At 71.7% G+C, this 23,624-nt stretch carries 21 protein-coding genes and 1 pseudogene; 7 read left to right on the top strand and 15 right to left on the bottom strand.

Annotated elements, in window-relative coordinates; genetic code table 11:
* Nucleotides 1-17: 17 nt before the first annotated feature.
* Nucleotides 18-1,916, bottom strand: a complete 1,899-nt coding sequence (locus ACZ7LU_RS21270) for an ATP-binding cassette domain-containing protein (protein WP_471917597.1) — start codon at nucleotides 1,914-1,916, stop codon at nucleotides 18-20.
* Between the two features lie 556 nt (nucleotides 1,917-2,472).
* Here ACZ7LU_RS21270 and ACZ7LU_RS21265 point away from each other — a divergent pair.
* Nucleotides 2,473-3,273 (top strand): VOC family protein, encoded by an 801-nt coding sequence (locus ACZ7LU_RS21265; RefSeq protein WP_398306464.1) that lies wholly within the window; start codon nucleotides 2,473-2,475, stop codon nucleotides 3,271-3,273.
* 35 nt (nucleotides 3,274-3,308) lie between these two features.
* Here ACZ7LU_RS21265 and ACZ7LU_RS21260 read toward each other — a convergent pair whose 3' ends face one another.
* Nucleotides 3,309-4,526 carry an MFS transporter gene (locus tag ACZ7LU_RS21260; protein ID WP_471917596.1) on the bottom strand — a complete coding sequence of 406 codons (1,218 nt, stop codon included), beginning with the start codon at nucleotides 4,524-4,526 and terminating at the stop codon, nucleotides 3,309-3,311.
* A 98-nt stretch (nucleotides 4,527-4,624) separates the two neighbouring features.
* On the opposite strand from ACZ7LU_RS21260, the gene ACZ7LU_RS21255 reads away from it, so the two are divergent.
* The gene (locus tag ACZ7LU_RS21255; RefSeq protein WP_468308431.1) at nucleotides 4,625-5,710 is read left to right on the top strand and encodes a DUF5937 family protein; all 1,086 of its coding nucleotides are present in this window, start codon (nucleotides 4,625-4,627) and stop codon (nucleotides 5,708-5,710) included.
* A gap of 12 nt (nucleotides 5,711-5,722) precedes the next feature.
* Here ACZ7LU_RS21255 and ACZ7LU_RS21250 read toward each other — a convergent pair.
* Both ACZ7LU_RS21250 and ACZ7LU_RS21245 read right to left on the bottom strand, forming a co-directional pair.
* Nucleotides 5,723-6,241 (bottom strand): annotated as a pseudogene (locus ACZ7LU_RS21250) (cytidine/deoxycytidylate deaminase family protein); the annotation flags it as partial.
* A 126-nt stretch (nucleotides 6,242-6,367) separates the two neighbouring features.
* Nucleotides 6,368-7,690: an amidohydrolase family protein gene (locus ACZ7LU_RS21245; RefSeq protein WP_471917779.1), complete on the bottom strand. Its 1,323-nt coding sequence runs from the start codon at nucleotides 7,688-7,690 to the stop codon at nucleotides 6,368-6,370.
* Nucleotides 7,691-8,353: 663 nt separating this feature from the next.
* Here ACZ7LU_RS21245 and ACZ7LU_RS21240 point away from each other — a divergent pair.
* Complete coding sequence (locus ACZ7LU_RS21240; RefSeq protein ID WP_471917595.1) at nucleotides 8,354-9,190, top strand: GntR family transcriptional regulator; 837 nt, start codon at nucleotides 8,354-8,356, stop codon at nucleotides 9,188-9,190.
* Nucleotides 9,187-10,776, top strand: coding sequence for an MFS transporter (locus ACZ7LU_RS21235; RefSeq protein WP_471917594.1), 1,590 nt, complete (start codon nucleotides 9,187-9,189; stop codon nucleotides 10,774-10,776). The genes ACZ7LU_RS21240 and ACZ7LU_RS21235 overlap by 4 nt, the downstream gene beginning before the upstream one ends.
* A gap of 7 nt (nucleotides 10,777-10,783) precedes the next feature.
* Here the strand turns inward: ACZ7LU_RS21235 and ACZ7LU_RS21230 are convergent, their stop codons facing one another.
* The 8 genes from ACZ7LU_RS21230 to ACZ7LU_RS21195 all read right to left on the bottom strand — a co-directional run bounded on the left by ACZ7LU_RS21230 (nucleotide 10,784) and on the right by ACZ7LU_RS21195 (nucleotide 19,189).
* Nucleotides 10,784-11,692: a branched-chain amino acid transaminase gene (locus ACZ7LU_RS21230; protein ID WP_471917593.1), complete on the bottom strand. Its 909-nt coding sequence runs from the start codon at nucleotides 11,690-11,692 to the stop codon at nucleotides 10,784-10,786.
* Nucleotides 11,689-12,777 carry an Ldh family oxidoreductase gene (locus tag ACZ7LU_RS21225; RefSeq protein ID WP_471917592.1) on the bottom strand — a complete coding sequence of 363 codons (1,089 nt, stop codon included), beginning with the start codon at nucleotides 12,775-12,777 and terminating at the stop codon, nucleotides 11,689-11,691. Before ACZ7LU_RS21225 ends, ACZ7LU_RS21230 begins: the two co-directional genes overlap by 4 nt.
* A 15-nt stretch (nucleotides 12,778-12,792) precedes the next feature.
* Nucleotides 12,793-13,797, bottom strand: a complete 1,005-nt coding sequence (locus ACZ7LU_RS21220; RefSeq protein WP_398306477.1) for a diiron oxygenase — start codon at nucleotides 13,795-13,797, stop codon at nucleotides 12,793-12,795.
* Nucleotides 13,719-14,774 (bottom strand): EamA family transporter, encoded by a 1,056-nt coding sequence (locus ACZ7LU_RS21215; protein ID WP_471917591.1) that lies wholly within the window; start codon nucleotides 14,772-14,774, stop codon nucleotides 13,719-13,721. Before ACZ7LU_RS21215 ends, ACZ7LU_RS21220 begins: the two co-directional genes overlap by 79 nt.
* Complete coding sequence (locus ACZ7LU_RS21210) at nucleotides 14,768-16,072, bottom strand: KamA family radical SAM protein (RefSeq protein ID WP_471917590.1); 1,305 nt, start codon at nucleotides 16,070-16,072, stop codon at nucleotides 14,768-14,770. The genes ACZ7LU_RS21215 and ACZ7LU_RS21210 overlap by 7 nt, the downstream gene beginning before the upstream one ends.
* A gap of 33 nt (nucleotides 16,073-16,105) precedes the next feature.
* Nucleotides 16,106-16,846: a TauD/TfdA family dioxygenase gene (locus ACZ7LU_RS21205; protein WP_468088653.1), complete on the bottom strand. Its 741-nt coding sequence runs from the start codon at nucleotides 16,844-16,846 to the stop codon at nucleotides 16,106-16,108.
* A gap of 96 nt (nucleotides 16,847-16,942) precedes the next feature.
* A complete protein-coding gene (locus ACZ7LU_RS21200) occupies nucleotides 16,943-17,830 on the bottom strand; it encodes a helix-turn-helix domain-containing protein (RefSeq protein ID WP_471145762.1) in 888 nt (295 codons plus the stop codon).
* A 117-nt stretch (nucleotides 17,831-17,947) separates the two neighbouring features.
* Nucleotides 17,948-19,189: a glycosyltransferase gene (locus ACZ7LU_RS21195; protein ID WP_471917589.1), complete on the bottom strand. Its 1,242-nt coding sequence runs from the start codon at nucleotides 19,187-19,189 to the stop codon at nucleotides 17,948-17,950.
* A gap of 109 nt (nucleotides 19,190-19,298) precedes the next feature.
* Here ACZ7LU_RS21195 and ACZ7LU_RS21190 point away from each other — a divergent pair, with 109 nt between their 5' ends.
* Nucleotides 19,299-19,832, top strand: coding sequence for a DinB family protein (locus ACZ7LU_RS21190; protein ID WP_471917588.1), 534 nt, complete (start codon nucleotides 19,299-19,301; stop codon nucleotides 19,830-19,832).
* A 24-nt stretch (nucleotides 19,833-19,856) separates the two neighbouring features.
* On the opposite strand, the gene ACZ7LU_RS21185 is transcribed toward ACZ7LU_RS21190, so the two are convergent.
* A complete protein-coding gene (locus tag ACZ7LU_RS21185) occupies nucleotides 19,857-20,906 on the bottom strand; it encodes a DUF8094 domain-containing protein (RefSeq protein WP_471917587.1) in 1,050 nt (349 codons plus the stop codon).
* A 35-nt stretch (nucleotides 20,907-20,941) separates the two neighbouring features.
* Nucleotides 20,942-21,109 carry a LuxR C-terminal-related transcriptional regulator gene (locus ACZ7LU_RS21180; RefSeq protein WP_471917586.1) on the bottom strand — a complete coding sequence of 56 codons (168 nt, stop codon included), beginning with the start codon at nucleotides 21,107-21,109 and terminating at the stop codon, nucleotides 20,942-20,944.
* Between the two features lie 127 nt (nucleotides 21,110-21,236).
* Between ACZ7LU_RS21180 and ACZ7LU_RS21175 the strand changes: the two genes are divergently transcribed.
* The gene (locus tag ACZ7LU_RS21175) at nucleotides 21,237-21,773 is read left to right on the top strand and encodes a hypothetical protein (RefSeq protein WP_398306492.1); all 537 of its coding nucleotides are present in this window, start codon (nucleotides 21,237-21,239) and stop codon (nucleotides 21,771-21,773) included.
* Nucleotides 21,774-21,809: 36 nt separating this feature from the next.
* Here the strand turns inward: ACZ7LU_RS21175 and ACZ7LU_RS21170 are convergent, their stop codons facing one another.
* On the bottom strand, nucleotides 21,810-22,583 hold the full coding sequence (locus ACZ7LU_RS21170; RefSeq protein ID WP_398306494.1) for a DJ-1/PfpI family protein: 774 nt from the start codon (nucleotides 22,581-22,583) through the stop codon (nucleotides 21,810-21,812).
* A 212-nt stretch (nucleotides 22,584-22,795) separates the two neighbouring features.
* Between ACZ7LU_RS21170 and ACZ7LU_RS21165 the strand changes: the two genes are divergently transcribed.
* Nucleotides 22,796-23,617 carry an alpha/beta fold hydrolase gene (locus ACZ7LU_RS21165; protein WP_468308354.1) on the top strand — a complete coding sequence of 274 codons (822 nt, stop codon included), beginning with the start codon at nucleotides 22,796-22,798 and terminating at the stop codon, nucleotides 23,615-23,617.
* The last annotated feature ends 7 nt before the right edge of the window (nucleotides 23,618-23,624 follow it).

Genomic DNA, 23,624 nt, shown 5'->3' with positions numbered 1-23,624 from the left:
TGTTGAGGGTCGGGGGTTCAGCGGTCCTGGGCGAGCGCGTACAGCTCGCCCAGCAAGCTTCCCTTCGTCGCGACGAGTTCGTCGAACGTGCCTTGTTCGCGGATGGCGCCCCGGTCGAGGACGATCACGCGGTCGGCCATCCGTACGTTGTCCAGTCGGTGCGTGACCACCACGGTGATCCGGCCCGGGGCCGTGGCCCGCAGTTCCTGGAAGATCGTGTGTTCGCCGCGGGCGTCCATCTCGCTGGTCGGCTCGTCGAGGACGAGCACGGCGGGTTCGCGGTACATCGCCCTCGCGCACGCGAGCCGTTGCCACTGCCCGCCGGACAGTTCGTGGCCGCCCCACACCGAGCGGGCGAGGAGTGTGTCGAGTTGGTCGGGCAGTTCGCGGAGGACCTGGGTCATGCCGACCCGTTCCGCCACGTCCCAGATCCGGTCGTCGCCGTGCTCGCGGGGCTGGCCCAGAGTGATGTTCTCCCGGGCGGCGAGCGGCCAGTGCCCGTTCTTCTGCGGGACCAGGCCCACGTGCCGCCAGACCGAGTCGGCGTCGGCGGTGGCCAGATCGGTGTCGTCCCACAGCACCTTGCCGTCGGTGGGAACGGTCAGCCCGGTGAGCATACGGATCAGCGTCGACTTGCCCGCGCCGTTCTCCCCGACCAGTGCGACGACCTCGCCACGCCGCAAGGTGAGAGTGATCGGGCGTACGGCCGCGGTGTCCTTGCTCGGGTAGCGGTACGAGGCGCCTTCCAGGCGGATCCGCTCCGGAGGCCCGGCCTGCGCGGTGCCGCGGGCCGTGGTCATGGCGCGGACCTCGTCGATGAACTCGTAGTAGTCGGAGAGGTAGAGGCCGTGGTGGAACATCACCGTGCTGTATCTGATGATCGAGTTCAGGGCGCGCCCGGCGGTCTGGGAGGCGACGACGGCGGTTCCGGCGATCGCCGTCGACATGGTGCCGGCGAGCACGAGCGCGGCCAGGGACGCCCACATGCCGAGGGTGAACAGGCCGCCGAGTGACGCGGCCAGCAAGGTGATCAGCAGGTAGGGGCGGGCGCCCGCGAGCTCGCGGCCTTCCACGCGGTCGCACATGGACCGGTACCAGAAGTGCAGATAGCCGCGCATGGTGTTGGCCCGCAACTCGTCGGCGAGCTCGGCCGTGGTGAGCCACCAGCGCATCATCCCGCGCACGTTGCGGGCGGAGACCGTCCGGTCGTGGACCCGGTAGTCGACCCGTGCGGCGATCACTCCGCCCAGCCCCCGGGGGACGACGGACAGCAGCAGTACTCCGAGCAGCAGCGGATGCAGGGAGGTGAGCACCGTCGCCGCGGACACCAGTTGGACGAGTCCGTTGGTGAGGGTCTTGGCGTCGTCGGCGAGGTCGACGGCGCGCATGGCGCCGATCTCCGCCGCCTTGCTCCGGTCGCCGAAGCCCTCCGCGTCGTACGCGGCGAGTTCGGCGCGCATGTACAGGTCGACCAGGGTGAGGTCCGCGGCCGAGGCGATCTTCGGGTTCAGGCGCCGGGTCGCCCAGTCGGCGAGGATCCACATCGCCGCGCCGGTGGCCATCGCCACGACGGCGACGGCGAGAGCGGGCCACGCGCGCGTGAGCCCCTCGCGGGGGTCGGAGACCATCAGCTGCGGCAGGGCCCTGGCCACGGCGCCGAGCATCACCCCCGTGCCGATCCCGGACAGCAGCTGGCACCCGACGACGGTCGCCGTCATGCGGCGGTCGACCGTCCAGGCGAGCCGGGCCGTCTGCATCAGTGCCGCGGGGATCCGGCGGGCCATGTCCCACAGGGTGGCGTCGTCCATCGCGCCCCGGTGCTTGCGTCCGTTGTAGTCGAGCTCCGGCGGCGCGGACGGTCGCGGACCTCCGCTCCGGGCCGCGGGGACGGTCACGGACTCGTGGGGTGTCGTCATGCGGACACCTCCGCCGACAGCCGGTCGCACCGCTGCTGTGGGGTGAGGTCCCGGTCGTAGCCCTGGAGGCACGCGCGGGGGACGAGCGTGGTGATCGCGTACGTCATGCTCCCCACCCCGATGACGGTCGTGATGCCGAAGCGAACAGGGCGCGACGCACGTCGACCGGTCGCCGGAAGGCGGTGGCCTCGACGGCCTGGGCGGGAGGATTTTCGAACACGGGGCGCAGGGCGGTCAGCATGCGGACGGGATTCACGGAATCTCCTCGGTGGTGGGAAACGGACCGAACACCGATACAACGCCGCTGATCACAGGGCCGACACGGGCAGCCTCGGGCGACTGGTCGAGCGGGAGTTCGAAGCCGGGCGGGTGGAGCGAGTGCTGGAGGGCCGCCCCTACGCCACCTGTCCGTTCGATTCACTCTTCCGAGTACGGCGGCGTGGTCACGGCCCCTGCGGCAGGGGCAGCGTTAAGTCACACCAGTGCCATAGCGCGACGCGGGGCCCGGCGGTGGGGATGATGGAGGCCCGTCCATCGACCTCGGAACGGTACAGAGATGAACAGCTCCAAGACGCCCACGACCGAGCACGTGGCCAGCAGCTCGGTGTTCGGCGCGCCCTGCTGGGTCAACCTGACCACGCGCGACCTGCGGTCCGCGGAGCGGTTCTACCACGCCGTGCTGGGCTGGGACTGGCGCACCGGCAAGCTGGGCGACGAGTACCGGTTCGCCCATGTGGGCGACCTGCCGGTGGCCGGCGTGTCCGTCGTGGAAGCCATGGGGCAGACGGCTGTCGCATGGACCCCCTTCTTCGCCGCGTCCAACGCGAACGAGACCGTGGCCCGCAGCCAGGAGCGCGGCGGGACGACCGCCGTGGGGCCCATCTCGTTCCCTCCGGGGCGGGCGGCACTGCTGGCCGACCGCGACGGGGCGGTCTTCGGCATCTGGGAGGGCGAGCTGGTCGCCAACTGGGAGGAATGGCGCCGTGCGGCTCCGGTCTTCGTGGAGCTCCACACCCGGAACGCCTTCGACGCGGCCATCTTCTACGCGGAGGTCCTCGGCTGGGCGTCCACGGTCGCGGGCTGCTGCGAAGTGGACTACGAGGACGAGAAGGTCGTGCTGCGCAGCCAGGGCGACGTCGTGGCCCGCATCCATTCGGGCGCGGTGGAGTCCGCGCCCGATCCCTCGATCCGGCCGCGCTGGCAGATCCACTTCACGGTCGCCGACGTGGCGGCGTGTGCCCGGGCCGCGCTGGCCAACGGCGGCAGTGTCGTTCAGGGGGAAGAGGGCGCGACGGAGGCCATCCTGTGCGACCCCGACGGTGCACGCTTCGTGGTGCGCTCGAACCAGTCACAGTGACTCGAGAACAGTCGGAGTGAGACGACCGCAAACAGTCACGCTGAGACGACCGCGCAGGCCGAGAGAAGCGTCGTGGCCGCGAGGCTCCCCCACAGGGCGGCGGGGCCGTGCGGGGCCAGCGTGGTGAGGGCCGCCGGTGAGACGGCGAGGCCGAAGCCGGTGGAGAGCTCGAAACGCGCGAGGGTGCGCCCCAGGGCGTGGGCCGGGGCGACGGCGGTGACCAGCGCGGTGGCGCTGCCGGCGTAGATGATCTCGCCGAGAGTGCAGACCACGGACACCGCGGCGATGGCGGGGACGGCCCAGCCGTGGTCCAGCGAGGCCGCGCCGAGGAAGCCGAGGTACGACACGGTGAGGACCACGCCGGCGAGACCCAGCACGGTTCGCCGGGGGTAGCGGGACAGGAGGACGGTGACCGGCACCTGGAGGGTGACCACCAGGACCGTGTTGGCCACGAAGATGCCCGCCGACCACACCGGGGACGCGTGCAGTTGGGTCGTGAGGATCAACGGCAGCGCGATTTCAGGGACGTTGAGGCAGAAGACGTAGATCACGTTGGCGGCGAGCAGGGCACGCATGCGGGGTGCGGGCTCGTCGTCCTTCTCCTGGGTCGGGCCCATAGCCGGAACAACAGTGGGATCGGCGGCCGGAGCGGCCTCTACCCGTACACGTATCGACCATGTCAGGACCCCCGCGACGAGGTAGCTGACGCCCGTGACGGCCGCCAGCGTCCGCAACGCCGGGGTGCCGCCCGCCAGGCAGGCGGTGGCGATGAGCGCGCCGACGCCCATGCCGGCGTTGCGCAGGGCGCGGCCCGCCGCGAGCGCCGCGTCCCGTTCGCGGCCGTGGGAGACCGTGGCGACCAGGGCGGCGTGGGCGGCCGGCCAGGCCTGGTTGCCGATGCCGAGGACAAGTGCCGCCGCCGTGAACAGCCAGACGTTTCCCGCCGGGGCGGCCAGCAGGAGCGCCGTGCCCGCCACCCGCACCAGCATCGACGCCGCCACGGCCGTGCTGCGCGCGCCCCGGTCCAGCCAGCGGCCGAGCGCGGGCATGAACACGAGGCCCGCGACGACACCCACCGTCATGGCGGTGCCCGTGAGCGGGGCCGACAGGTGCAGCACGGTCACTCCGTACAGCAACAGGAAAGGCCGTAGGAGGCCGGTGCCGAGGGCGTCCACGGCGAGGGCGACGGCGTAGCGAGGGCCGCCGGAGGCGTGGACGAGGGCGCGGGGTCTGATCTTGGTGGTGGTGGGCATGGAGCAACCGTTCGTGCGGCCGCCCTGTGGGGCACGTCAGTTGACGGACACCGTCAACCGACGGTTTCGCCGCCCGTCCGACCAGCGATGATGAGGGGATGACGCTGCGCATCGACATCACCGGACTGCCGTCCGACCGGCTGCGGTTCGCCGCCTCCCCGCTGGCCGAACTCACCGCGATGCTGCATGTGCTGGCCGCCCCCGGGCACCATCCGCAGCTCGCGGGCTGGGCGGCGGAAGTGCGGGCCGGGCTGCCGTCGGAGCTGTCCGAGCGCCTGCGGGAAGCGGAGTTCCTCTGGCGTTCCTCACAGGCGGACTTCCTGCTCCCCGCCCGCCCCCGGCAGTCCCTCGCCGAGGAGTTGGACGACGTCGACCGGATCGACGACGAGACCTATGTGACCGCCGCGCTCGTCACCACGTGCGGCAGCAACCGGGCCCACTCCGCCGCGCCCTCCCCGCTCGCCGACGCGGCCGCGCGCGAGCGGGCCCTGGACCTCGCCCAGGCCCGCGGCGCGCGGCAGGAAGCCTTCGCGGAGCGGCTGCTCACCGACCCGGCCGCCGTGCGGGCGAGGGTGCGCCACACACTCGAACAGTGCGCCGAGGCGTTCTTCGACGCGGCCTGGGCCGATGTCGCCGCGCGGCTCGCCGCGGACCTGCGCCTGAAGAACGACCTGTTGAAGCACCAGGGGATCGGACCGGCACTCGCATCGGTCTCCGCAGCCGTCGCGCTGGCGCCGGACGGCGACTGCATCACCGTGGACAAGCTGCAGGACAAGGCGACCGCCGCCCGCGGCGCCGGTGTCACCTTCATCCCCAGCGTCTACGGCCGCCCGCACCTCGTGGTGGTCCACGCTCCCGGGTGGCAGCCGGTGGTGCAGTACCCGGTGGCCGAGCCGAACCCGCCGGAGCCGGTGTCGCTGGAGACGGTCGGGCTACGCCTGGAAGCGCTCGCCCATCCGGTACGGCTACGCCTCCTGCGCACCCTGGCCCGGGGCCCGCACACCACCGGTGAGCTGGCCCACGCCTGGGAGCTGACGGCCCCGGAGGTCTCCCGCCACCTCGCCGTCCTGCGCCGCGCCGGCCTGCTGACGTCGCGGCGGCGCGGCCGCTACATCCACTACGCCCTCGACCTGCCCGCGCTGACGGCCCTGGGCACGGACCTGCTCTCGGCGGTGCTGCGCTGAGAGGCCGGCCGGTCAACCCGGCCGGAGCAGGTGCTGGTTCGGGGATTTGGCGGCGTCCGCGTATTCGGCGAGTTCGATGACGGTGGTGCCCGCGGACTCGAGGTCTGCGGTCCCGTCCGTGCCAGGTGCGAAGGTGTCGGCCTCGGATGTGCCGGCCTCGAATGTGTCGGGCGCGAATGTGTCGGGTTCCCGCCAGCCGACGACCACGCGGCGGATGCCCGCCTCGCGGATCAGCTGGGCGCAGGACCGCGGCCGGGAGGCGCGCTCGGCGCACGGTTCGAGGGAGCTGTAGAGCGTGGCTCCGGACAGCCGGGGGTCGCCGGGGGCGAGTTGGGCGAGAGCGCCTTCCTCGGCGTGGTCGTGCGCGTCGCGCAGGCGGGAGTGGGCGCGGGCGAGCTCGGTGCCGTCGTCGGCGACGATGACCGCGCCGGCGGAGAACGCCGTGGTCGAGGGCGTGCACTCGGTGGCGAGTTGGCAAGCCACGGCGAGCCAGGCCCGGTCGGCGGTGGTCGGCTCGGTACCGGGCCCCGGCTGTCCGCAGGCTTCGGGAGATTCGGTCACAGGATGCTCGTCTCCTTGGGGGCGTACCGCTAGGGGTACCACGCCACCGGAGTCCGGAACCTGTCTCCGTGCCTCAGGATGCCCGGAAGCGGTGCCTCAGGGGCGCCGCGCGTGGCGTGCTGTGCCGTCCGGGTCCGGGTCGACTCTCTTGATGCGGGCGCGCTCCACGACTCTCGGTCCCACCTCGGCGGCCTTGCGGACCAGCGCGGGCCCGTCCCAGTCCGTGGGCCAGCCCTGCCACAAGCGCAGCTTTCCGTCGACGACGACCGCGGTGATCTGGTCGCGGTCGGCCAGCCGGACCAGTTCCCACGACAGGTCGTAGGACGGGGTGAGTTCGGGCACGCGGAGGTCGACGAGCAAGAAGTCGGCGGCCTTGCCGACGGAGACCTCACCCGTGACCTTGCCGAGCCCGACGGCGTCGGCGCTCAGGGCGGTGGCGTGGGTGAGCCACGTGCGGCCCGCGCCGCACGAGGAGTCGCCGGACTGCAGGCCGTAGGCCAGCCGCTGGGCGCTCTCCGCGGCGTCGACCAGCCGGAAGCCGCCGCCGCGGGTGCCGTCGGTGCCGGTGCCGAAGCGGATGCCCATGGCCCGCCACATCAGGGCGTGCGCGACGGCGTTTCCCTTCCAGGCGCTGGCGACCGGGTTGTAGCTGACGGCGGCGCCGGTGTCGGCGAGCATGCGCATCTCGTCGGGGGTGAGCAGGGTGGCGTGGGCGCCGAGGATGTGCGCGTTGAGGGCGCCGATGTGGTGCAGGTGGGCCACCGGGCGGCGGCCCACGCTCTTGAGCGAGCGTTCGACGGCGGCCAGGTGTTCGTTGACGTGGATCTGGAGGACCGCGTCGGCGTCCGCGCACAGGTCGGCGGTCTGCTTCAGCACCTCCGTGGTGGCGTCCTCGGGGACGGGTATCGCCAGCGAGGGGTGGATCAGCCGGGAGCTCTGGAAGCGCTCCAGGTGTTCCTTGCCGCCCTTTCCTCCGGAGACGACCTTCGACAGTACGCAGCGCAACCCGGCCTCCTCCGCGGCCTCGGCGATGACGCCCACGTCGACGGGCGCGCGGGTACCGGCGTCGGCGGCGGTGGTGAACCCGCCGCGCAGCGCCTCCAACGCCGCGAGCTTCGCCGAGAGATGAGCGGTCTCCTCGTCCAAGGCGCGTTCCAGCGGCTCCCAGACCGTCTTGAAGATCTCGGACGGCTGCCCGAACGCCTGGGCCTTGCCGAAGCTCTGCGTGAGGTGGTGGTGGGCGTCCACGAAGCCCGGCATGAGCAGGTGGCCCTTCAGCCGTACGGTACGGGCGTCCTGGTGCGCGTCGGTGAGCTTGCGGACCGGTCCGACGGCCTTGAAGGTGCCGTCCTGGACGAGCACCGCGCGATCCTTGACCGGCCCTTCCGGCAACAGCACCAGGTCCGGTACGAGCAGCAGTCGCTTGCCTCGGAGGTCCGCGGGGCCGAAGCTCCCGTGACCGTCCTGCGTACCGGAGGCGCCATGGCCGTCGCGGTCGGCGGCGGCCGCCGGTCCCGCCCCGGCGGCGCCGAGCAGGCCGCCGGTCCCGACGAGCCCGGCCCCGACGACGAAGCTGCGCCGTCCCACGCCGCGTGTCGCACCGCCTTCGCAGCCCGCCTCCGGCTGCCCCGCCCGTTCCGTGCCCCCGTCCCGTCGGCCGATGCCCTGCCCCTGCCCGTCACCCTCGCCCGACGACCCGTCCCGCCACGCCTGCTGCACTACCGCACACTCCTTCGTGTCCACACAGGAAAGGCCCGACCGCATGCGGGCAGCCGGGGGCGCCGACCCTAAGCGAGTCCACAGGACGGAACAAGAGTTTCGACACGTGGAACTGGAGGATGAGGTTCGAGCCTCGACGCGGAACGACCCGGCGAGTCGGCGGCGCCGCGGCGACTGGGTGGCACAACAGACCCTCGCTCCCCGCCGCGCTGCACGTCACGGGCGTCGTCGCAGGTCAGGGCAGGTGGCGTAACGCGCAGGAAACCTCCGCGTCCTAGGTTTGGCGGGTGCCGCCGCGGCACGGCCGCCGACTCGACACCGCCGTGCCGATTCGGTCATGCCCCGACGCGCAGCGGAGGTCCCATGAACGCCTCGCCCACCCAGTCCACCGAGCCCCGGACGGCACCGGAGAGTCGGCGGCGGACCCGGGCGGACCGGGCCCGGCAGGTCGCGGAAGTGCTGCGCCGCCAGATCGCCTCCGGGGCGTTCACCTCGGGCCTGCTGCCGGACGAGCGGCTGCTGATCGCCGACTTCGCGGTGTCGCGCAACACCGTCCGCGAGGCGCTGGGCGTACTGCGCGACGAAGGCGTGGTCGAGCGGCGCCAGGGCGTGGGGACGGTGATCGTACGGCGGCCGTACGAGCACACCCTGGAGCGGCTGACCGGCCTCGCCGAAACGCTGGGCACGCACGGTGAGGTGACCAATCACGTGCGGGTCGCGGACCTGGTGCGCCCGCCCGGCGAGGTCGCACGCAAGCTGCACGTCCCCGACGGCGGCCGGGTGGTCTACATCGAACGGCTGCGGCTGCTGGACGGTGTGCCGCTGTCCCTCGACCTGACCTACCTGGCCGCGGACATCGGGGAGCCGCTGCTCGCCGCCGACCTGGCCGGACGTGACCTGTTCGGACTCATCGAGGAGTCCACCGGCGGCCGGCTCGGCTCGGCGAGCGTCACCGTGCACGCGGTGGGCGGCGACCCGCACACGTGCGCGCTCCTGGACATCCCGGCGGGCTCGGCGCTGTTCACCGTGGAACGGCTGACCAGGCTGCCCGACGGGCGCCCGGTGGACCTGGAGTTCCTGCGCATCCGCGGCGACCGGCTCGCGTTCCGCGCCGAACTCGTCCGCGCCGTACCGGAGCCGCACATCGACCCTCCCCCTCGGGACAACGACAACCTGTCACGAGCAGGAGGTGAACGGTGAACCCCGACTCCCCGCCCGCGCGTGCGGACCAGGACACGGGCCGACGCGTTGACCGGGACGCGAGCAGAGGCGTGCACAGGGACGCCGACCGGGACACGGCAGGCCCCGGCCCCCTGACCGTCGCCGTGATGTGTCTGTGCGTCACCTTGGTGGTGGGCATGGTCTCCGCGGTCAACCTCGCCATCCCCGCGCTCTCGCGCAGCGCCCTGCGCCCGTCGGCCGAGTCGGTGATGTGGGTGGTCGACGGCTATGTGGTGTTCTTCGCCTGCCTGCTCATTCCGGGCGGTGCGCTCGCCGACCGGCTCGGCCGCAAGCGGGTGCTGGCCGCGGGCATGGGTCTGTTCACCGCCGGCTGCGTGCTGTGCGCCGTGGCGCCGGGCATCGGCACCGTGATCGCGGGCCGGGTGGTCAGCGGGGTGGGCGCCGCCGCGGTGCTGCCGACGACGCTGGCCCTGATGGTGGGCGGCGCGCCGGCCCACCGTCGGCCTCGGCTGGTGGCGGTGTGGGCGTCGATGACGGGGCTGGCGGCCGTGCTCGGCAACGTCGGCGGCGGCGCGGCGCTGCAACTCGGTTCGTGGCGGGCGCTGTTCTGGTGTGTGGTGCCGTTGTCGTTGGCGGCACTTGTCCTGGTGGTGGCGTTCTCACCGGCGCCGCCGCGGCACGACCGGCCGGTGTCGATGGTGTCCGCGGTGCTGCTGACGGCCGGGTTCCTCGCCCTGCTGTGGGGCATCGTCTCCGGTCCGCAAGCCGGTTGGGGCAGCCCGCGGGTGCTGGGCGGCTTCGGAGCGGCGGCGGTGCTGCTGGCGGCCTGGGCCGGCTGGGACCTGCACCGAGAGCATCCGATGCTGGACCCCCGGCTGTTCACCGTGCCGGTGGTGCGGGCGGGGGCGGTCGGCATGGCGCTGGTGTTCTTCGGGATGTTCGGCCTGTTCTTCGTCAACGGGCAGTATCTGCAGTACGCCAAGGGTTACTCGCCGCTCGGCGCGGGAGTGCGGCTGCTGCCGATGGCCGGTGCCCTGTTGCTCGCGCCGCGCTGCGCGGCGGCCCTGGAGCGGCGCACCGGTCCACGGGTGACGCTGGGATTCGGGCTGGCGGTGCTGGCCGCCGGTCTGGCCACGGTCTCGCTGGTCGGCCCGAGCACTCCGTACTCCCTGTACGCGCTCGGGGCGACGCTCACCGCGGCCGGGTGCGGCCTGGCGACGCCGCTGCTGTCGTACGGCATGATGTCCGCGCTGCCGGCGCACCGGGCCGGGGTCGGCTCCGGACTGCAGAGCCTGGCGCGGGAGTTGGGCAGCGCGCTGGGCGTGGCGGTGAGCGGGAGTGTGGTGACCGGGGTGTTCACCGCGGGCCTCCCGGCGCCGCTGCGCGGGCCCGGCGCGCCGACGACCGTCCCGGCCGCCGAACACCGCCTGGCCGCCGAGGGGTTGACCTCGCCCGGCCTGCGCCACGCCGTCGTCACGGACTTCACCACCTCCCTGGACACCGCGATGCGCGTGCTGGCCGCGCTGGTGGTGACGGTCGGCGCGCTGGTGCTCGTGTGGTACCCGCGCCACAAGCCCCGGGTGGCGGATGGGCTGGAAGGGTGACGGGCACTCACACCTCGGTGAGCCATTCGGCGGCTGCCGGCGATTTGCCGCCGACCGCGTCCCGGTAGGCGTCGCGCAGCGCCTCCGTGACCGGACCGCAGCCCTCCGTGGTGGTGCGGCGGTCGTCGACCGACTCGACCGGCACGATGCCGATGGCGGTCCCGGTCAGGAAGATCTCGTCCGCGGTGTACGCCTCGGCGTGCGAGAGGGGGCGTTCGACGGTGGGGATGCCTGCCACGTCGGCCAGTTCGAGCACGGTGGAGCGGGTGATGCCGGGGAGTATGCCCTGCTCCACGGGAGGGGTGTGCAGTACGCCGGAGCTGACGAGGAAGACGTTGGCGGCGGAGCTCTCGGAGATGTGCCCGGACGCGGTCAGCAGCAGGGCGTCGTCGTAACCTGCCCTGACCGCCGCGATCTTGGCGAGCGAGGAGTTGAGGTACGCGCCCGTGGCCTTGGCCAGCGGAGGAATGGTGTCCTGGTGGTTGCGCCGCCAACTGCTCGTCATGAGCCGCCAGTTACGGGTGGGGTGCTCCTCCCACGCCCAGGCGGCGATGGTCACTCGCACCGCGGACAGGTCGAGGGCGACACCCATGCTGCCGTACCCCAGGTAGACGAGGGGGCGGACATAGCGTGGTCCGGGGCCGCCCGCTCCGATCAGTTCCGTGGTGGCGGCGATCAGTTCGTCGTCGGTGTACGGGATGTCCATCAGGTAGACGCGGGCCGAGCGCCGGAGTCTCGCGATGTGGTCGCGGAGCCGGAACACGGCTTGGCCGGCCGCGGTCTCGTGTGCCCTGATGCCTTCGTAGACCGCCCATCCGTAGTGCAGGGACTGGGTCAGCACATGGACCTGTGCGTCGTCCCAGGGGACGAGTCGGCCGTCCATCCAGATGAATTCGGCCGGGGACAGTGCGGTCACGGTGTCCTCCTGCGGGCGCCCGGAGGCGCGGGGGCTGCGATGTGGTGCCGCTGTGCCAGCGCGTACAGAGCTCGTGCCGTGTCCGGGTCCAGCGGGATGCCGTCCCGGGAGGCGCCGGCCGCCTGGTCGCGCTCCGGGTCTCCCGGGCACAGGACCGGATCGGAGCCCGCGGCCGGTGCCCCGCGCGTGGTGTGTACGAGGTCGTGCAGCCGCCCGTCGAAGGCGCCCCGCCCGCCGAAAGCGGCCGGATCCAGGCACAGCAGGAAGTGCGCCACCTCGCGTCCTTTGCCGGGCGTCGCCTGCTCCATGTGGTCGAGCTCCCAGTCCAGCGGAGCGTCGGCGAGGACCGCGGTCATCAGGGTCACCATCATGCCCAGGCCTTGGCCCTTGTGTCCGGCGCCGAGCGGGGACAGGGCCGCCACCTCGGCCGCGTCGCGGGTGCCGCGACCGTCCGCGTCCGTGGCCCAGCCCTGGTCGAGGGGCATACCGCGGCGCCCCCGTTCCCGTATTTCCCCCAGACACACCTCACTGGTGGCCATGTCGAGGGCGAACTCGGTGTCGCCCTCGCCTGCCGCGACGCTGACCGGATTCGTGCCGAACAGCGGTCCCCGACCGTTGTAGGGGGCCACCCGCGACGAAGCGGACGTCATGGCCCAGCCGACCATTCCGGCCCTGGCCATGGCACGGCTGTAGACCGAAGCGGCCCCGAAGTGGTTGGAGTTGCGCACCACGACGGCCGCGACCCCGTGCTCGGCCGCGCGCCGCACCGCCTCCCTCACCCCCGCGGTCCCGGCGACCACGCCCAGTGCGGCGTCGGCGTCGATGAGTGCTGTCGGGCCGGTCTCCCTGATGGTGCGGATCTTCGGCGTGGCGTTGGCGATGCCCCGTTCGATGTCGTCGAGGTAGCGGGGCAGCAGCCGTAGCCCGTGGGTGCTGATGCCGCGCGTCGACGTCTCCACGAGCGCGTCGGCGACGACAGCGCGGGCCTCGTCGTCGACGCCGTGTGCGGCCAGGGCGGCGACCACGATCCTGCGGGCCGTGCCGGCATCGATGCGGTACGTCCCTGCTGTCTCCTCGGACTTCATAGGGTCAGGCCCTCCTCACAGCACGTAGGGCAGGTCGCCGGTCACCTTGACGCTCGACCAGTCGAAGTCGACCTCGTCGATGACCTCCAGTTCGGTGAGGACCCGGTGCAGCCCGCTGTAGTCGCGCAGCAGCGCGGTGCGTCCGGCTGCCTTGCAGTCCTGGAGCATCCGGGTTCCGTCCGCCACCCCGACGAGCCGCATGATCGCTTCCCAGGCCCGGTAGTCGTTCGCGGAGTACGCCTCCAGCGCCTGGCAGAGCGCACGGACCAGGAACCGCTGCTGCTCGCGGCCCAGTTGGGGGTAGAGCACCTTGAGCAGTTCGCCGCTGATGGAGCCGTGGCAGACCTCGTCGTGCCGGTGCAGCCGGGACAGTCCCACGATCATCGGCTGGACGCCCGACGCCTTGGCGACGAGTTCGAGATAGGCGCCGATGGACAGCTCGGTGGTGATGGCGAACGCCAGCGTGTACAGACTGCGCTGCCACCGCTCCGACGCCTGCCCGCTCAGCGCGCGGTGCGTCTCGGAGACGTACGGCAGCGGCAATTCCTTCGCGCGGAAGTGGCTGCCGCGTTTGGCCCGGGTGACGTCGCTGGCCATGCGGTGCATGAGGATGTGGTACTGCTCGTCCACCATGGCCTGCATCAGCGAGACCTCCAACGCCTCGCCCCACAGACCGGGGAACTCACCGCGCAGGATCAGTCCGAAGGCCGGGTTCACCACATGGGTCTCGGAGTACTCCGTGTTCCGGTTGAGGGCGATCATCGCCCAGGTGAGGATGGCGCCCCGCTGCTCCGGGGGCAGGCCGAGATAGACGGGGTGGTCGGCGAACGGGACGATGTCCTCCGGATAGTCCGGCAGGGAGAGGTCGAACAGGTCGAGCAGTTCGGGGTCGTCCCGCTTGACGGTGGCCCTGCGCCGCCAGTTGGCCGCGAGGCGGTGGATCACGGGGTTGTCGACGGCGCCGAACAGGGCGCTGCCGAGCTCGTCTTCCTCGGGGTTGCTGATGAACCGCTCGTCCATCCTTCATGTTCCTCTCGTGCTGTCGTGGCATCAGGGGGCGCGGCCGGTCCCGGCGGTCGCGTACGCATGGACCGCTGGGCGAGCAGCACTCCGGCGAGGACCGTGGCTACTCCCCCGCACTGCACGGCCGACAGGGTCTCGCCGAGGAGGAGGAACGCCGCTCCCGCCCCGGCCACGACCTCCAGGGTCGCGAACAGGCTCGCTGTGGACGGCGCCAGGAACTGCTGGGCCGCGATTCCACTGAGGTAGGCGATGAGCGTCGCCACGACGCCCGCCCAGACGACCACCGCCCATACGGGGGCGGAGACCGCTCCGTAGTCGACGGTGTCGGCCAGGGCCGCGTAGGGGAAGCCGGTCGGCGGGGACAGGACGTTCAGTGCGACCGCGCCGACGGCTATGCCCAGCGCGGCCACGGCGACCGGATCGCGGTGGCGCAGGGCCCGGCCCGCGAGCAGGAAGCGTACGGACAGGGCGGCCGCCGTGCCCAGGGCGGCCAGCACCCCGATCAGGTCGAGCCGCAGCCGTGCCCACACCTCGCCGACCAGCGGCAGACCGGTAAGCACGACGGCCGTGCCCGCCCAGACCAGGCGCGGCTGCGCGATGCGCCGCACGCAGCGCGACCAGACGACGACGATCACCGGTGACAGGAACTGCAGCACGACGAAGACACCGACCGGGATCCGCGCGACCGCGACGCCGCACAGCGTCTGCAGCGCGGCGAAGGAGAAGAGCCCGAGGACGGCGATGACGGCCCACTCCTGTCGGGTCGCGAGCAGCTGCCGTGGCCGGGTGACGGCGGCGTACGCGAGGAGCAGTACGGCCGCGACGGTCAGCCGGGCCTGGGCGATCTCGGGCGCCGAGAGTCCCGCCGACGCGAGGACCTTGGTGGCGGGGCCGACCGTTCCGAAGGCGCAGGCCGACAGTGCGGCGAGGGCGGCTCCGGCGGCCGCGCCGGTCGGGCGTGCGGCGTTCAGCACGGTTGTCCCTGTACGGCGGCGGACTGCGGGAAGAAGAGCCGGTCGGGCCCGCCGAACGGGACCAGTTCGGACCACCACTGGGCGGCCGGGTCCCACCGCGCGTGGAACGGCCGGCCCACCAGGTCCGGCATCCGGGCCTGCAGGAAGCGCAGCGCGAAGGCCCGCCCGCCCGGCAGTTCGGTTACGCCGTCCACGGTCACCTTTCCCTCGGTCGTCGACATCACCGGCCCGCGGGCGGTACGGCCGAGTCCGGACATGCGCCGCACGGCGTCGCGGTGGATCTCGTACGCGCGCTGGAGCGGCAGGCCGAAGTAGCGTCGCGCGCCGGTGTCGCGCTCCACGAAGAGGTAGTAAGGGTGGATCCCGAGCAGGAGCTGCGCGCGCCACGCGTCCGCCCACACCGCCGGGTCGTCGTTGACGTGGCGTACGACGGGTGCCTGGGAGCGGAGTTGGGCGCCCACTCCGTGCAGGGCGGCGACGGCGAGCCGGGTCAGGTCGGGTTCCAGCTCCCGGGGGTGCGACACATGCACCATGACCGCGAGGTGGCGGCCGGCCCGCACCACGCGTTCGAGCAGGCGGAGCAGGCTGCTCGCGTCCGGTCCCGTGACCAGGCGGGCGGGATGGAAGGAGAGCGCCTTGGTGCCGATGCGGATGGTGGTGATGTGCTCCAGGCCGGGGCTCAGGACGGCGTCGACGTACGGTTCCAGGAGCTCGGTGCGCATGACCAGCGGGTCGCCGCCGGTGAACAGCACATCGCTGATCTCGGGATGGTCCCGCAGATACGCGATGACCTTCCGCGGGTCGTCGTCCGCGATGCGCAGCTCCGGCGTGCCGACGAACTGGGCCCAGCGGAAGCAGTAGGCGCAGTACGCGTGGCAGGTCTGCCCATGCCGGGGGAAGACGAGCGCGGTCTGTGCGTACTTGTGCTGCACTCCGCTGACCGGGATGTTGCGGGTGAGCTGCTCACCGGGGTGCGGGTTGAGACGGCGGCGGACGGCGGCCACGGTGTCCCGCAGCGCGGCGGGGTCGCCCAGCGCGCGCTCGACGGCCCGGAAGTCCCGCGGGTCGAGCATGTCGCGGTGGGGGAAGACCAGCCGGTACAGCGGGTCGTCGGGAACGTTCTCCCAGTCGATCAGCGTGTCGATGACATGAGCGCTGACCTTGAACGGCAGCACGTGGCCGACCACTTCCACGTCGTGAGCCTGCTGGGCGTCCTTGCACCGGTCGCGGACGAGCATGGCCAGCCTGCGTCCTGAGACCGTGCGTGTCGCGGAGGCGGCCTGTTCGGCGATGGTCATCTGAGGGTCGGGCCCTTCTGCTGGGAGGCGCGCTCAGGCGGCGATCCAGTACCTGGTGAGGTGGCGGCCCGTGTCCTCGTACTGTGAACGGGCGTGCAGCATCCGCTGGTTGTCCCAGATGAGCAGCGAGCCGTCGGGGATGAGCACCTGGGTGCGGTACTTGTCGAACAGCTCACTGACCCGGTGGGCCAGGTCGGCCCCGGCCCGGCCGAGCGGAAGGTCTTCCGGCGGCGGTGCCGAGTCCAGGGAGGCGTCGTAGTCCGCCGCCGTCAGCAGGTTGAAACTGAACCGCAGGACGGGGCGGCCGTGGTCGTCGTCGTAGAGCATGGGGGCGAGGACGGGATCGCTGTCGCTCGCGGGGCCGGGGAAGACGAGGCGCGGTCCGGTCAGCAGCGCGTGCTCGGCCGGGCCGAGGAGCTTCTCCAGGACTCTGAGGTCGAGCAGATCGGTGTGGCCGCCCCCGCAGCGGGCCTGCTGGTGGCAGTACAGGGCCAGATGGCGCGGGCTCGGGTCCAGGCCCGGTGCTTCGGTGTGGGCGCGGATGGTGTTGCGGCTCTGGGAGTAGGCGCGGCCGTCGTTGCCCGGACGGTAGACGACCTCGTGCTCCACGGTGCCGGTGTACTGGGGGATGAAGCGGCCGATGTCCTGGAGCAGTTCGATCGCATCCCGCTGGCCTCCCGGCAGGGCCACGACGGCATAGCCGTCGGCGTCGAGTGCGGACCGTACGCTCGACTCGAGTGCGGATCGTGCGCTCGACTCGCATGGCACCGGCATGCCGCGCCCCCCTATACGCTGCTTCTCTTCTCCGAGCAGCCTCGCAAGGGGCACCGCGGCCGTATTGAAGAAAACCGACCTCTCCCCCAGGGTGGCTCAATCGGGCAGTACCAGGCTGGTCGGCTGTCCCTCGACCCGGTCCACGTCCGGGGGCCCTGTGCGGCCGGTGGCGCGTGCTCGCAGGAAGCGCGACATGGTCCAGCCCGTCATGGATTTGAACTCCCGGCTCAGGTGGGACTGGTCGGAGTAGCCGGAGAGGGAGGCGGCGATGGCGCCGGGAAGCCCGTCGGTCACCAACCGGAGGGCGCCGCGCATCCGCAGGATGCGGGAGGCCGTTTTCGGCAGCAGCCCGATCTGGTGCTCGAAGCACCGCTCCAAGTGCCTTTCGCTCCAGCCGCATTCGCGGGCGAGCAGATGGACGGGCACGCCTCCGGACGTCTCGGAGAGCCGGTTCCATGCCCACAGGACGCGTGCGGAGACGGCCGGCGCGTCCTCCAGCCAGTGGGTCAGCACCGTGTCCAGCAGTGCGAAGCGCCCGGGCCAGTCGGGGCAGCTGTCCAGCCGGTCGTCGAGTGCGTGGAACCGGGGGCCGAGCAGATCGGCGGGCTCGGTCAGCGAGTTGGCGAGCTGGTCCATCGGGGTGCCGAAGAAGGTGTACGCCGCCCAGGGGGCGAGGACGATCTCCACGCCGCGCAGCCTGCCGTCGTGCTCACCGAGCCGGGCACGCGACTGCGGCCCCGACACCAGGGAGGTGAACGAACAGGCCGCGGCGGGCTCCTCCCGCGTGACGTCGTGCACGCGCAGCTTCTGCCCGAAGAGGATGACCAACGTCGCCATGCAGTCGGGGAGTTCGAGCCGCCGCCGGGGCGCGGACAGGTCGAAACTGAAGCCGCGGTAGCGCACGACGAGGGAGCGCAGCCGGGCGGCGGGCAGGGCGGTCGCCACCTCCCAGGTTCCGGCCGGATCGCGCTCGTGCCTCACCACCTCGCCATTGTGGGCGGGTGTGTCCCTGCCTCTGGCCATTGGTTCACGCCAGAATCCGGCCCGCGCCGCGCCGGGCACGGGGCAGCCCTGGAGGAACCCGCGGGTGGGGAACCCACCTCATCCGAGCCGGTCGACCGCGTCGAGGACCTGCCGCGCGCCGTCCTCCTCAGCGATGCCTTCGGCGAGGAGACGGGCGCGGCCACGCAGGGCGGAGTCGCGGACCGCGGCGGTGATCGCGTCCGACAGGCGCTCTGCGGTCAGGCGCTGGTAGCGCAGCGGCCGTGGGGACACGCCGAGGCCATGGAGACGGGCGGCCCAGAAGTGCTGGTCCAGCTGCACCGGGACGGGCACGGTGGGTACGCCGGCGCGCAGGCCTGCCGCCGTGGTGCCCGCACCGGCGTGGTGGACGACGGCGGCGGTCCGGGGGAACAGCCAGGCGTGCGGTACTTCCTCCACCGTGATCAGGTCGTCGTTCTCGGCGTGCAGACCGCTCCAGCCCGCCTGGAGGACACCGCGCACCTTCGCCCGGCGCATCGCCTCTGCGACCAGGGTGCTCAGCCTCTCGGCGTCCTCGGCGACGAAGCTGCCGAAACCGGCGAAGACCGGGGGCGGGCCCGAGGAGAGGAAGTCCACGAGCCGCGGCTCGGGCTGCCAGCCGGGCAGGGTCTCGGGCCACCAGTACCCGCAGACCCGGTGCCCTTCGGGCCAGTCCCCCGGACGCGGGACGACCCGTGGGCTGAAGCCGTGCAGGACGCCGCGCCCGCGGGGCAGGCCCCGGGGCCCGGCGAACCTGCCCGGTGGCAGCCCCAGTTCGCGCCGCAGCTCACCGACGGCCGGAGCGAACATCCGATCCGTGGCCGCCCACAGGACATGGGCGCTCAGGCGGTTCCCGTACGAGCCGAACGAGCGGGCCCCGACGACCGGTGCCGCGAAGGCCGCTGTGGGCTGCACCGGCTGCAGATAGACCCCGAGGCTCGGCAGCCGCAGCGCCTCCCCCAGCACCGCGCACATCGGGTCGGTGACCGTGGAGCTCAGCAGCACGTCGGCGCCCTGCCGCACGGCGTCGCGCACGCCCGCCGCAAGCGCCGGCATGAACGCCGTCGCCATCCGCATCAGTCGCGCGAGAGCCACGGGCGCGCTGACCGCCCTGGCCAGCCCCTGCCCGCCCGCCGAGGCCAACTCCGCCCGCGGGTCCACGGGCAGCGCCCGGAACCCGAGCCCGTGAGCGGTCACCGCCACCCGAAACCGCTCATGCGTGGCGACGGCCACCTCATGCCCCGCGGCACTCAGCCGCACCCCCAACCCGGTGTAGGGAGCGACATCGCCCCAGCTCCCCGCCGTCACGATCAGTACGCGCATGGCGTCACTATGTCAGTGCGCGGGGCGGGGGCGCCGTTCCCGGCCTCAGGCGTTGGCCGGCGCGCCCCGGACGGCTCCTACGGTTCCGTTTCCGGGTTACGTTCGCGAGATGCAGCAGCAACCGGAAAACGTTCCCGCGCTCCTCGACGGCCCGGCCGTCGACGTCTCCGACGCCCACGAACTGCTCCTCGGCTACCTGGAGTGGTACCGCAAAGCCTTGATGCGCAAGCTCGCCGGGCTCTCCGACGACCAGCTCCGCACGCCGGTCGAACCGCTCGGCTGGTCACCGCTCGGCCTGGTCCAGCACCTCGGCTGGGTCGAACGCCGGTGGATGCGCTGGGGCTTCGGCGCCGAAGACATCGTCGCCTATCCACCCGGCGGAGACACCGAGGAGTGGACGGTCGCCGCCGACGCCTCGGCCGCACAGGTCATGACCGTCTACGAAGCGGAAGTGGCCGCCGCGAACTCCCTCGCGACGGCCGCCGCATTGAGCGACAGGGCGCACCTCGGGGGCCGCTTCAAAACGCCCGACCAAGCGCCCTCGCTCGGGCGGATCCTGTTCCATCTGCTCCAGGAATACGCCCGCCACGTCGGTCACCTCGACATCGCACGCGAGCTCATCGACGGCGAGACCGGCGAGTGACGCACCCGGCACGGTGTCGCAGTCTCAGAGAAGCCCGCGTCGCGGGCCCTTCGCCTCGGTCATGTCCCAGCTGTCCGTGACCATGGAGACCTTGCCCTTGGCGGGGATGTACGCCGCGCCCTGGTGCAGGTAGTCCACGAGGAACATCATCTCGGACTTCTTGCTGCCGGCGAGGAAGGCGATCTGCGGGGACGGGGTGATACGCGCCGCCGGGTTCGTGGTGTGCATGTACTCCTGGACGTCCGCGTTGAAGAAGGTCAGCGTGCCGCCCTTCTCCGTCCGCAGCGCGTAGACCTTCTTGTGGTCCGTCTTGCCCGCCTTGAACTCGGACTTGCCGTTGGGGCTGAGCATTCTGTTCTGCTCCAGCGGGAACTGGGTCATCCATTTCGAGGTCTCGCTCGCGCCGACCTTCGCGCCCAGCTTCTCGTCACCCGAGTAGAGCGCCACCAGTGCGTCGTCCATCTGGTCCGGGGCGAGGACGCCCTGCCTCTTCGCGGTGTCGGTGACCGGCACCGCGAAGCCGTCGGCGTCCTTGGAGAGGGGCGGCGTCTTGGGGTCCTTCTTGTCGGTCCAGCCGCTCCACACGGCCTTCCAGTCGCCGCCGCCCGCCTCCTTGTCGAAGATGACGGTGGCGCGGCTCGTCTTCGCCGAAGTGCCGTTGTGGTCCTTGGTGTCGGCACGCAGCGCGAACCAGGAGACGCCGCTCTTCGCGGCCGGGATGACGTACTCGCGGTTCACGTAGTCGAAGGGCTTGCGGCGCTCGGCCCTGTCCTTCGCGGACTGCAGCTCGTCCTGCTTGTAGATGTTCGCGCTCGCCTCGAAGAGCCCGCCGGCCTCGACGGTGGAGAGGGTACTGCTGTCGCGCTTCGCGTTGGCCCGGTTGTTGACCTTCACGTAGTGGTCGACGATCTTCTTCGCCTCGGTCGGGGTGACCACGCCCTTGGCGGCGCGGTCGGCGGTCGCCTTCCCGCCGTCGTCCCCGGTGCCGGACGAGCAGGCGCTGGCGGTGAGGGCGAGCACGGTCGTGCCCGCGGCCATGAGGAGGGCGGCGCGGTTCGTGCTGTGCGTGAGCATGTAGTTCCCCGTGGTCATAGCGGAAGATGACGTTCCTAACGGGGTGCCACGTTAGCTTTCGCTCCTTCCCACCCCATGGGCCGGGTCCAGACGCGGACCATATGGGTTTTGACGGTGCCCTCGGTGAGGTGGAGCCGGGCCCCGATGGCCTGGTTCGGCAGGCCCTCGACCGCGAACGCGGCGCCTTCGCTCGAACAGTTCATCCCCTCGGGGTCAGGCGGTCGAGTGGGGCGTCCCGAAAGCGTGACGCTGCCGCGAACGCTTTCCCCGGGCCGGGGTCAGGCAACAGACTCGCCTTCACGACCCTCGTCTGCATGCCGGAGACATCCTGTGCCATCGCCCTGCGACCCCCAGCACGCTCCCGTCGGCGAGGTCGGCGTGGCGCTCATGATGATCGACTCCCGCCTCAAGGGAATCCACGACGGCAAGACCGAGACCGACGCCCAACAGCAGTTGCTGATCCGCCAGTTCGCGCAGTCGCTGGGTCCCGACGGGGCCAACGACGTGCTGGACGGCACGTGCACGCTCATCTACATGTACATGAGCTGGCTGCGGAAGGTGCACGAGCAGCACGAGAAGGACGTCATCGAGTACGTGGTGCCCAACCTCGTGGCCACGATGCGCATGATGCCCAAGAGCTGCCCCACGGAGGTCATCCCCATCATGGCCGGTCTGGTCACCGCCGCGGGCCTCGGCCTGAGCCCCAACCTGTGGCGCGGACAGTACGGGGACTGGACCGACGAGGAGATGACTCCCCTGGAGGCCACCGCCTTCCTTCTCGCGGAGCACATCAACCGCATCGCCGACGACCCGGACTTCGCCACCCGCATGATCACCGAGGCTCTCTCCAGCGCGGAGGAGGACTGACGCGAGGACTGACGCGGGGAGGTACCTCCCGGGACCTCAGACCGCCGCGTCGGCGAGCAGCTTCAGGGCGAGTGCCTCCGTTTCGGCGTCGGCCTTCTCGGGGCTGCCGGTGTCGTACGGCGGGTCGGGGTCGTACTCCACCGCGAGCTGCATGGCCTGCGCCACCTCGACGTCGGAGAGGCGAGCCGCGAGGTGGAGTCCCATGTCGATTCCGGCGGAGACCCCAGCGGCCGTGATGATCTTCCCGGCCTCGACGAAGCGGCCCGGCGTGAACGTCGCGCCGACCTCCGCCAAATACGGTCTGGACGCCCAGAACGTCGTCGCGGGCAGGCCGCGCAGCAGCCCGGCCGCCCCCAGGATCAGCGAGCCCGTGCACACGGACGTCGTCCACACCGACCGGCGGTGGATACGGCGGATCCACTCGTGGACCGCGGTGTCGGCCATCATGGCCGTGGTCCCCCGCTGGCCGCCTCCCGGGATCACCAGGACGTCCGCGTGGCGTACGTCCCGCATGGCGCGCTCCGCCACCAGGCTCAGCTCTCCCGTGTCCGTACGGACCGGGCCCGTCTCGTGGCCGACCATCGTCACCCGCACGCCGGGAACGCGGCACAGCACTTCGTACGGTCCGACGGCGTCCAGCGCCGTGAACCCGTCGTAGAGCAGTACCGCCACACGCAACCGCCCGGCCCCGGGCGACGCCTGCGCCGAACCGCTCGTACCGACGGCGAGGGCGGCCCCTGCCCCCACCGCCCCCGCGCCCCGCAGCACTCCGCGCCGACTCGGTTCCCGTCGGACACCGTTCCTGACCATGGCCACCAACGCCCTTCACCGTCACAGCAGTTGTCGTGCCAGTAGTCGCGCTCGGCGGCGCCGGAGTTCCCCTCGGAGTCGGATTGGGATCGGATCGGGGTCGGTTCGGGGGCGGATTACTTCCGGAGTAATCGACGAAATGATCGCCGCTGGGGGAGAGTTGGCACAGCGCAGCGACACGCGACACCTCGCCACTCAGGAAGGAACCATCCATGCCGTACTTCGAGGGCTCCGACGGGACCAGCCTCTTCTACACCGACTGGGGCCAGGGCAAGCCGGTGGTGTTCGTGGCGGGGGCCTGGCTCAGCAGCAGCTCGTGGGAGTTCCAGATGCTTCCGCTCTCCGAACAAGGCCTGCGCTGCGTCGCGTTCGACCGGCGGGGCCACGGCCGCTCGGACTGGGTCGGTCACGGATTCGACTACGACACCCTCGCCGATGATCTCGCGGCCCTCCTCGACCGTCTCGACCTCCGCGAGGTGACCCTGGTGGCGCACTCGATGGGCGGCGGAGAGGTGATCCGCTACCTCTCCCGGCACGGCTACGACCGGGTGAGCCGGGTGGCGTTGATCGGGAGCACCGCGCCGCTGATGCTGGCGACGCCGGACAACCCGGACGGAATCGGCCAGGAGGTCTTCGACGCCATGGAGGCCGAGCGGACCAAGGACCGCCCGAGGTGGATGGCGCAGAACGCGCAGGCGTTCTTCGCCACGCACCTGGGCAACGCCATCTCCTCCGAACTCATGGAGTGGATGGTCCAGCGGTGCCTCGACTGCTCGGCGAAGGCGGCCGTCGAAGTCGTGCGGACGGCGTGCGGTACTGACGTACGCGAGGAGGCCGGCGCGATACGCGTGCCGACGTTGATCCTGCACGGCGACGCCGACGCCTCCGCTCCCGTCGCCCTCTGCGGGCAGCGCCTGGCGAAGCTGGTGCCGGACAACGTCTACAAGGAGTACGCCTTCGCCGGGCACGGCATCTTCATCACCCACGCCGACGCGGTCAACCGGGACCTGCTCGAGTTCATCGGCGCCGCCTGAGACGTTC

It is taken from the genome of Streptomyces sp. NPDC039462 (assembly GCF_055639375.1).
Note: the sequence above shows the minus strand (reverse complement) of the source record. Positions and strands in the feature narration are given on the sequence as shown.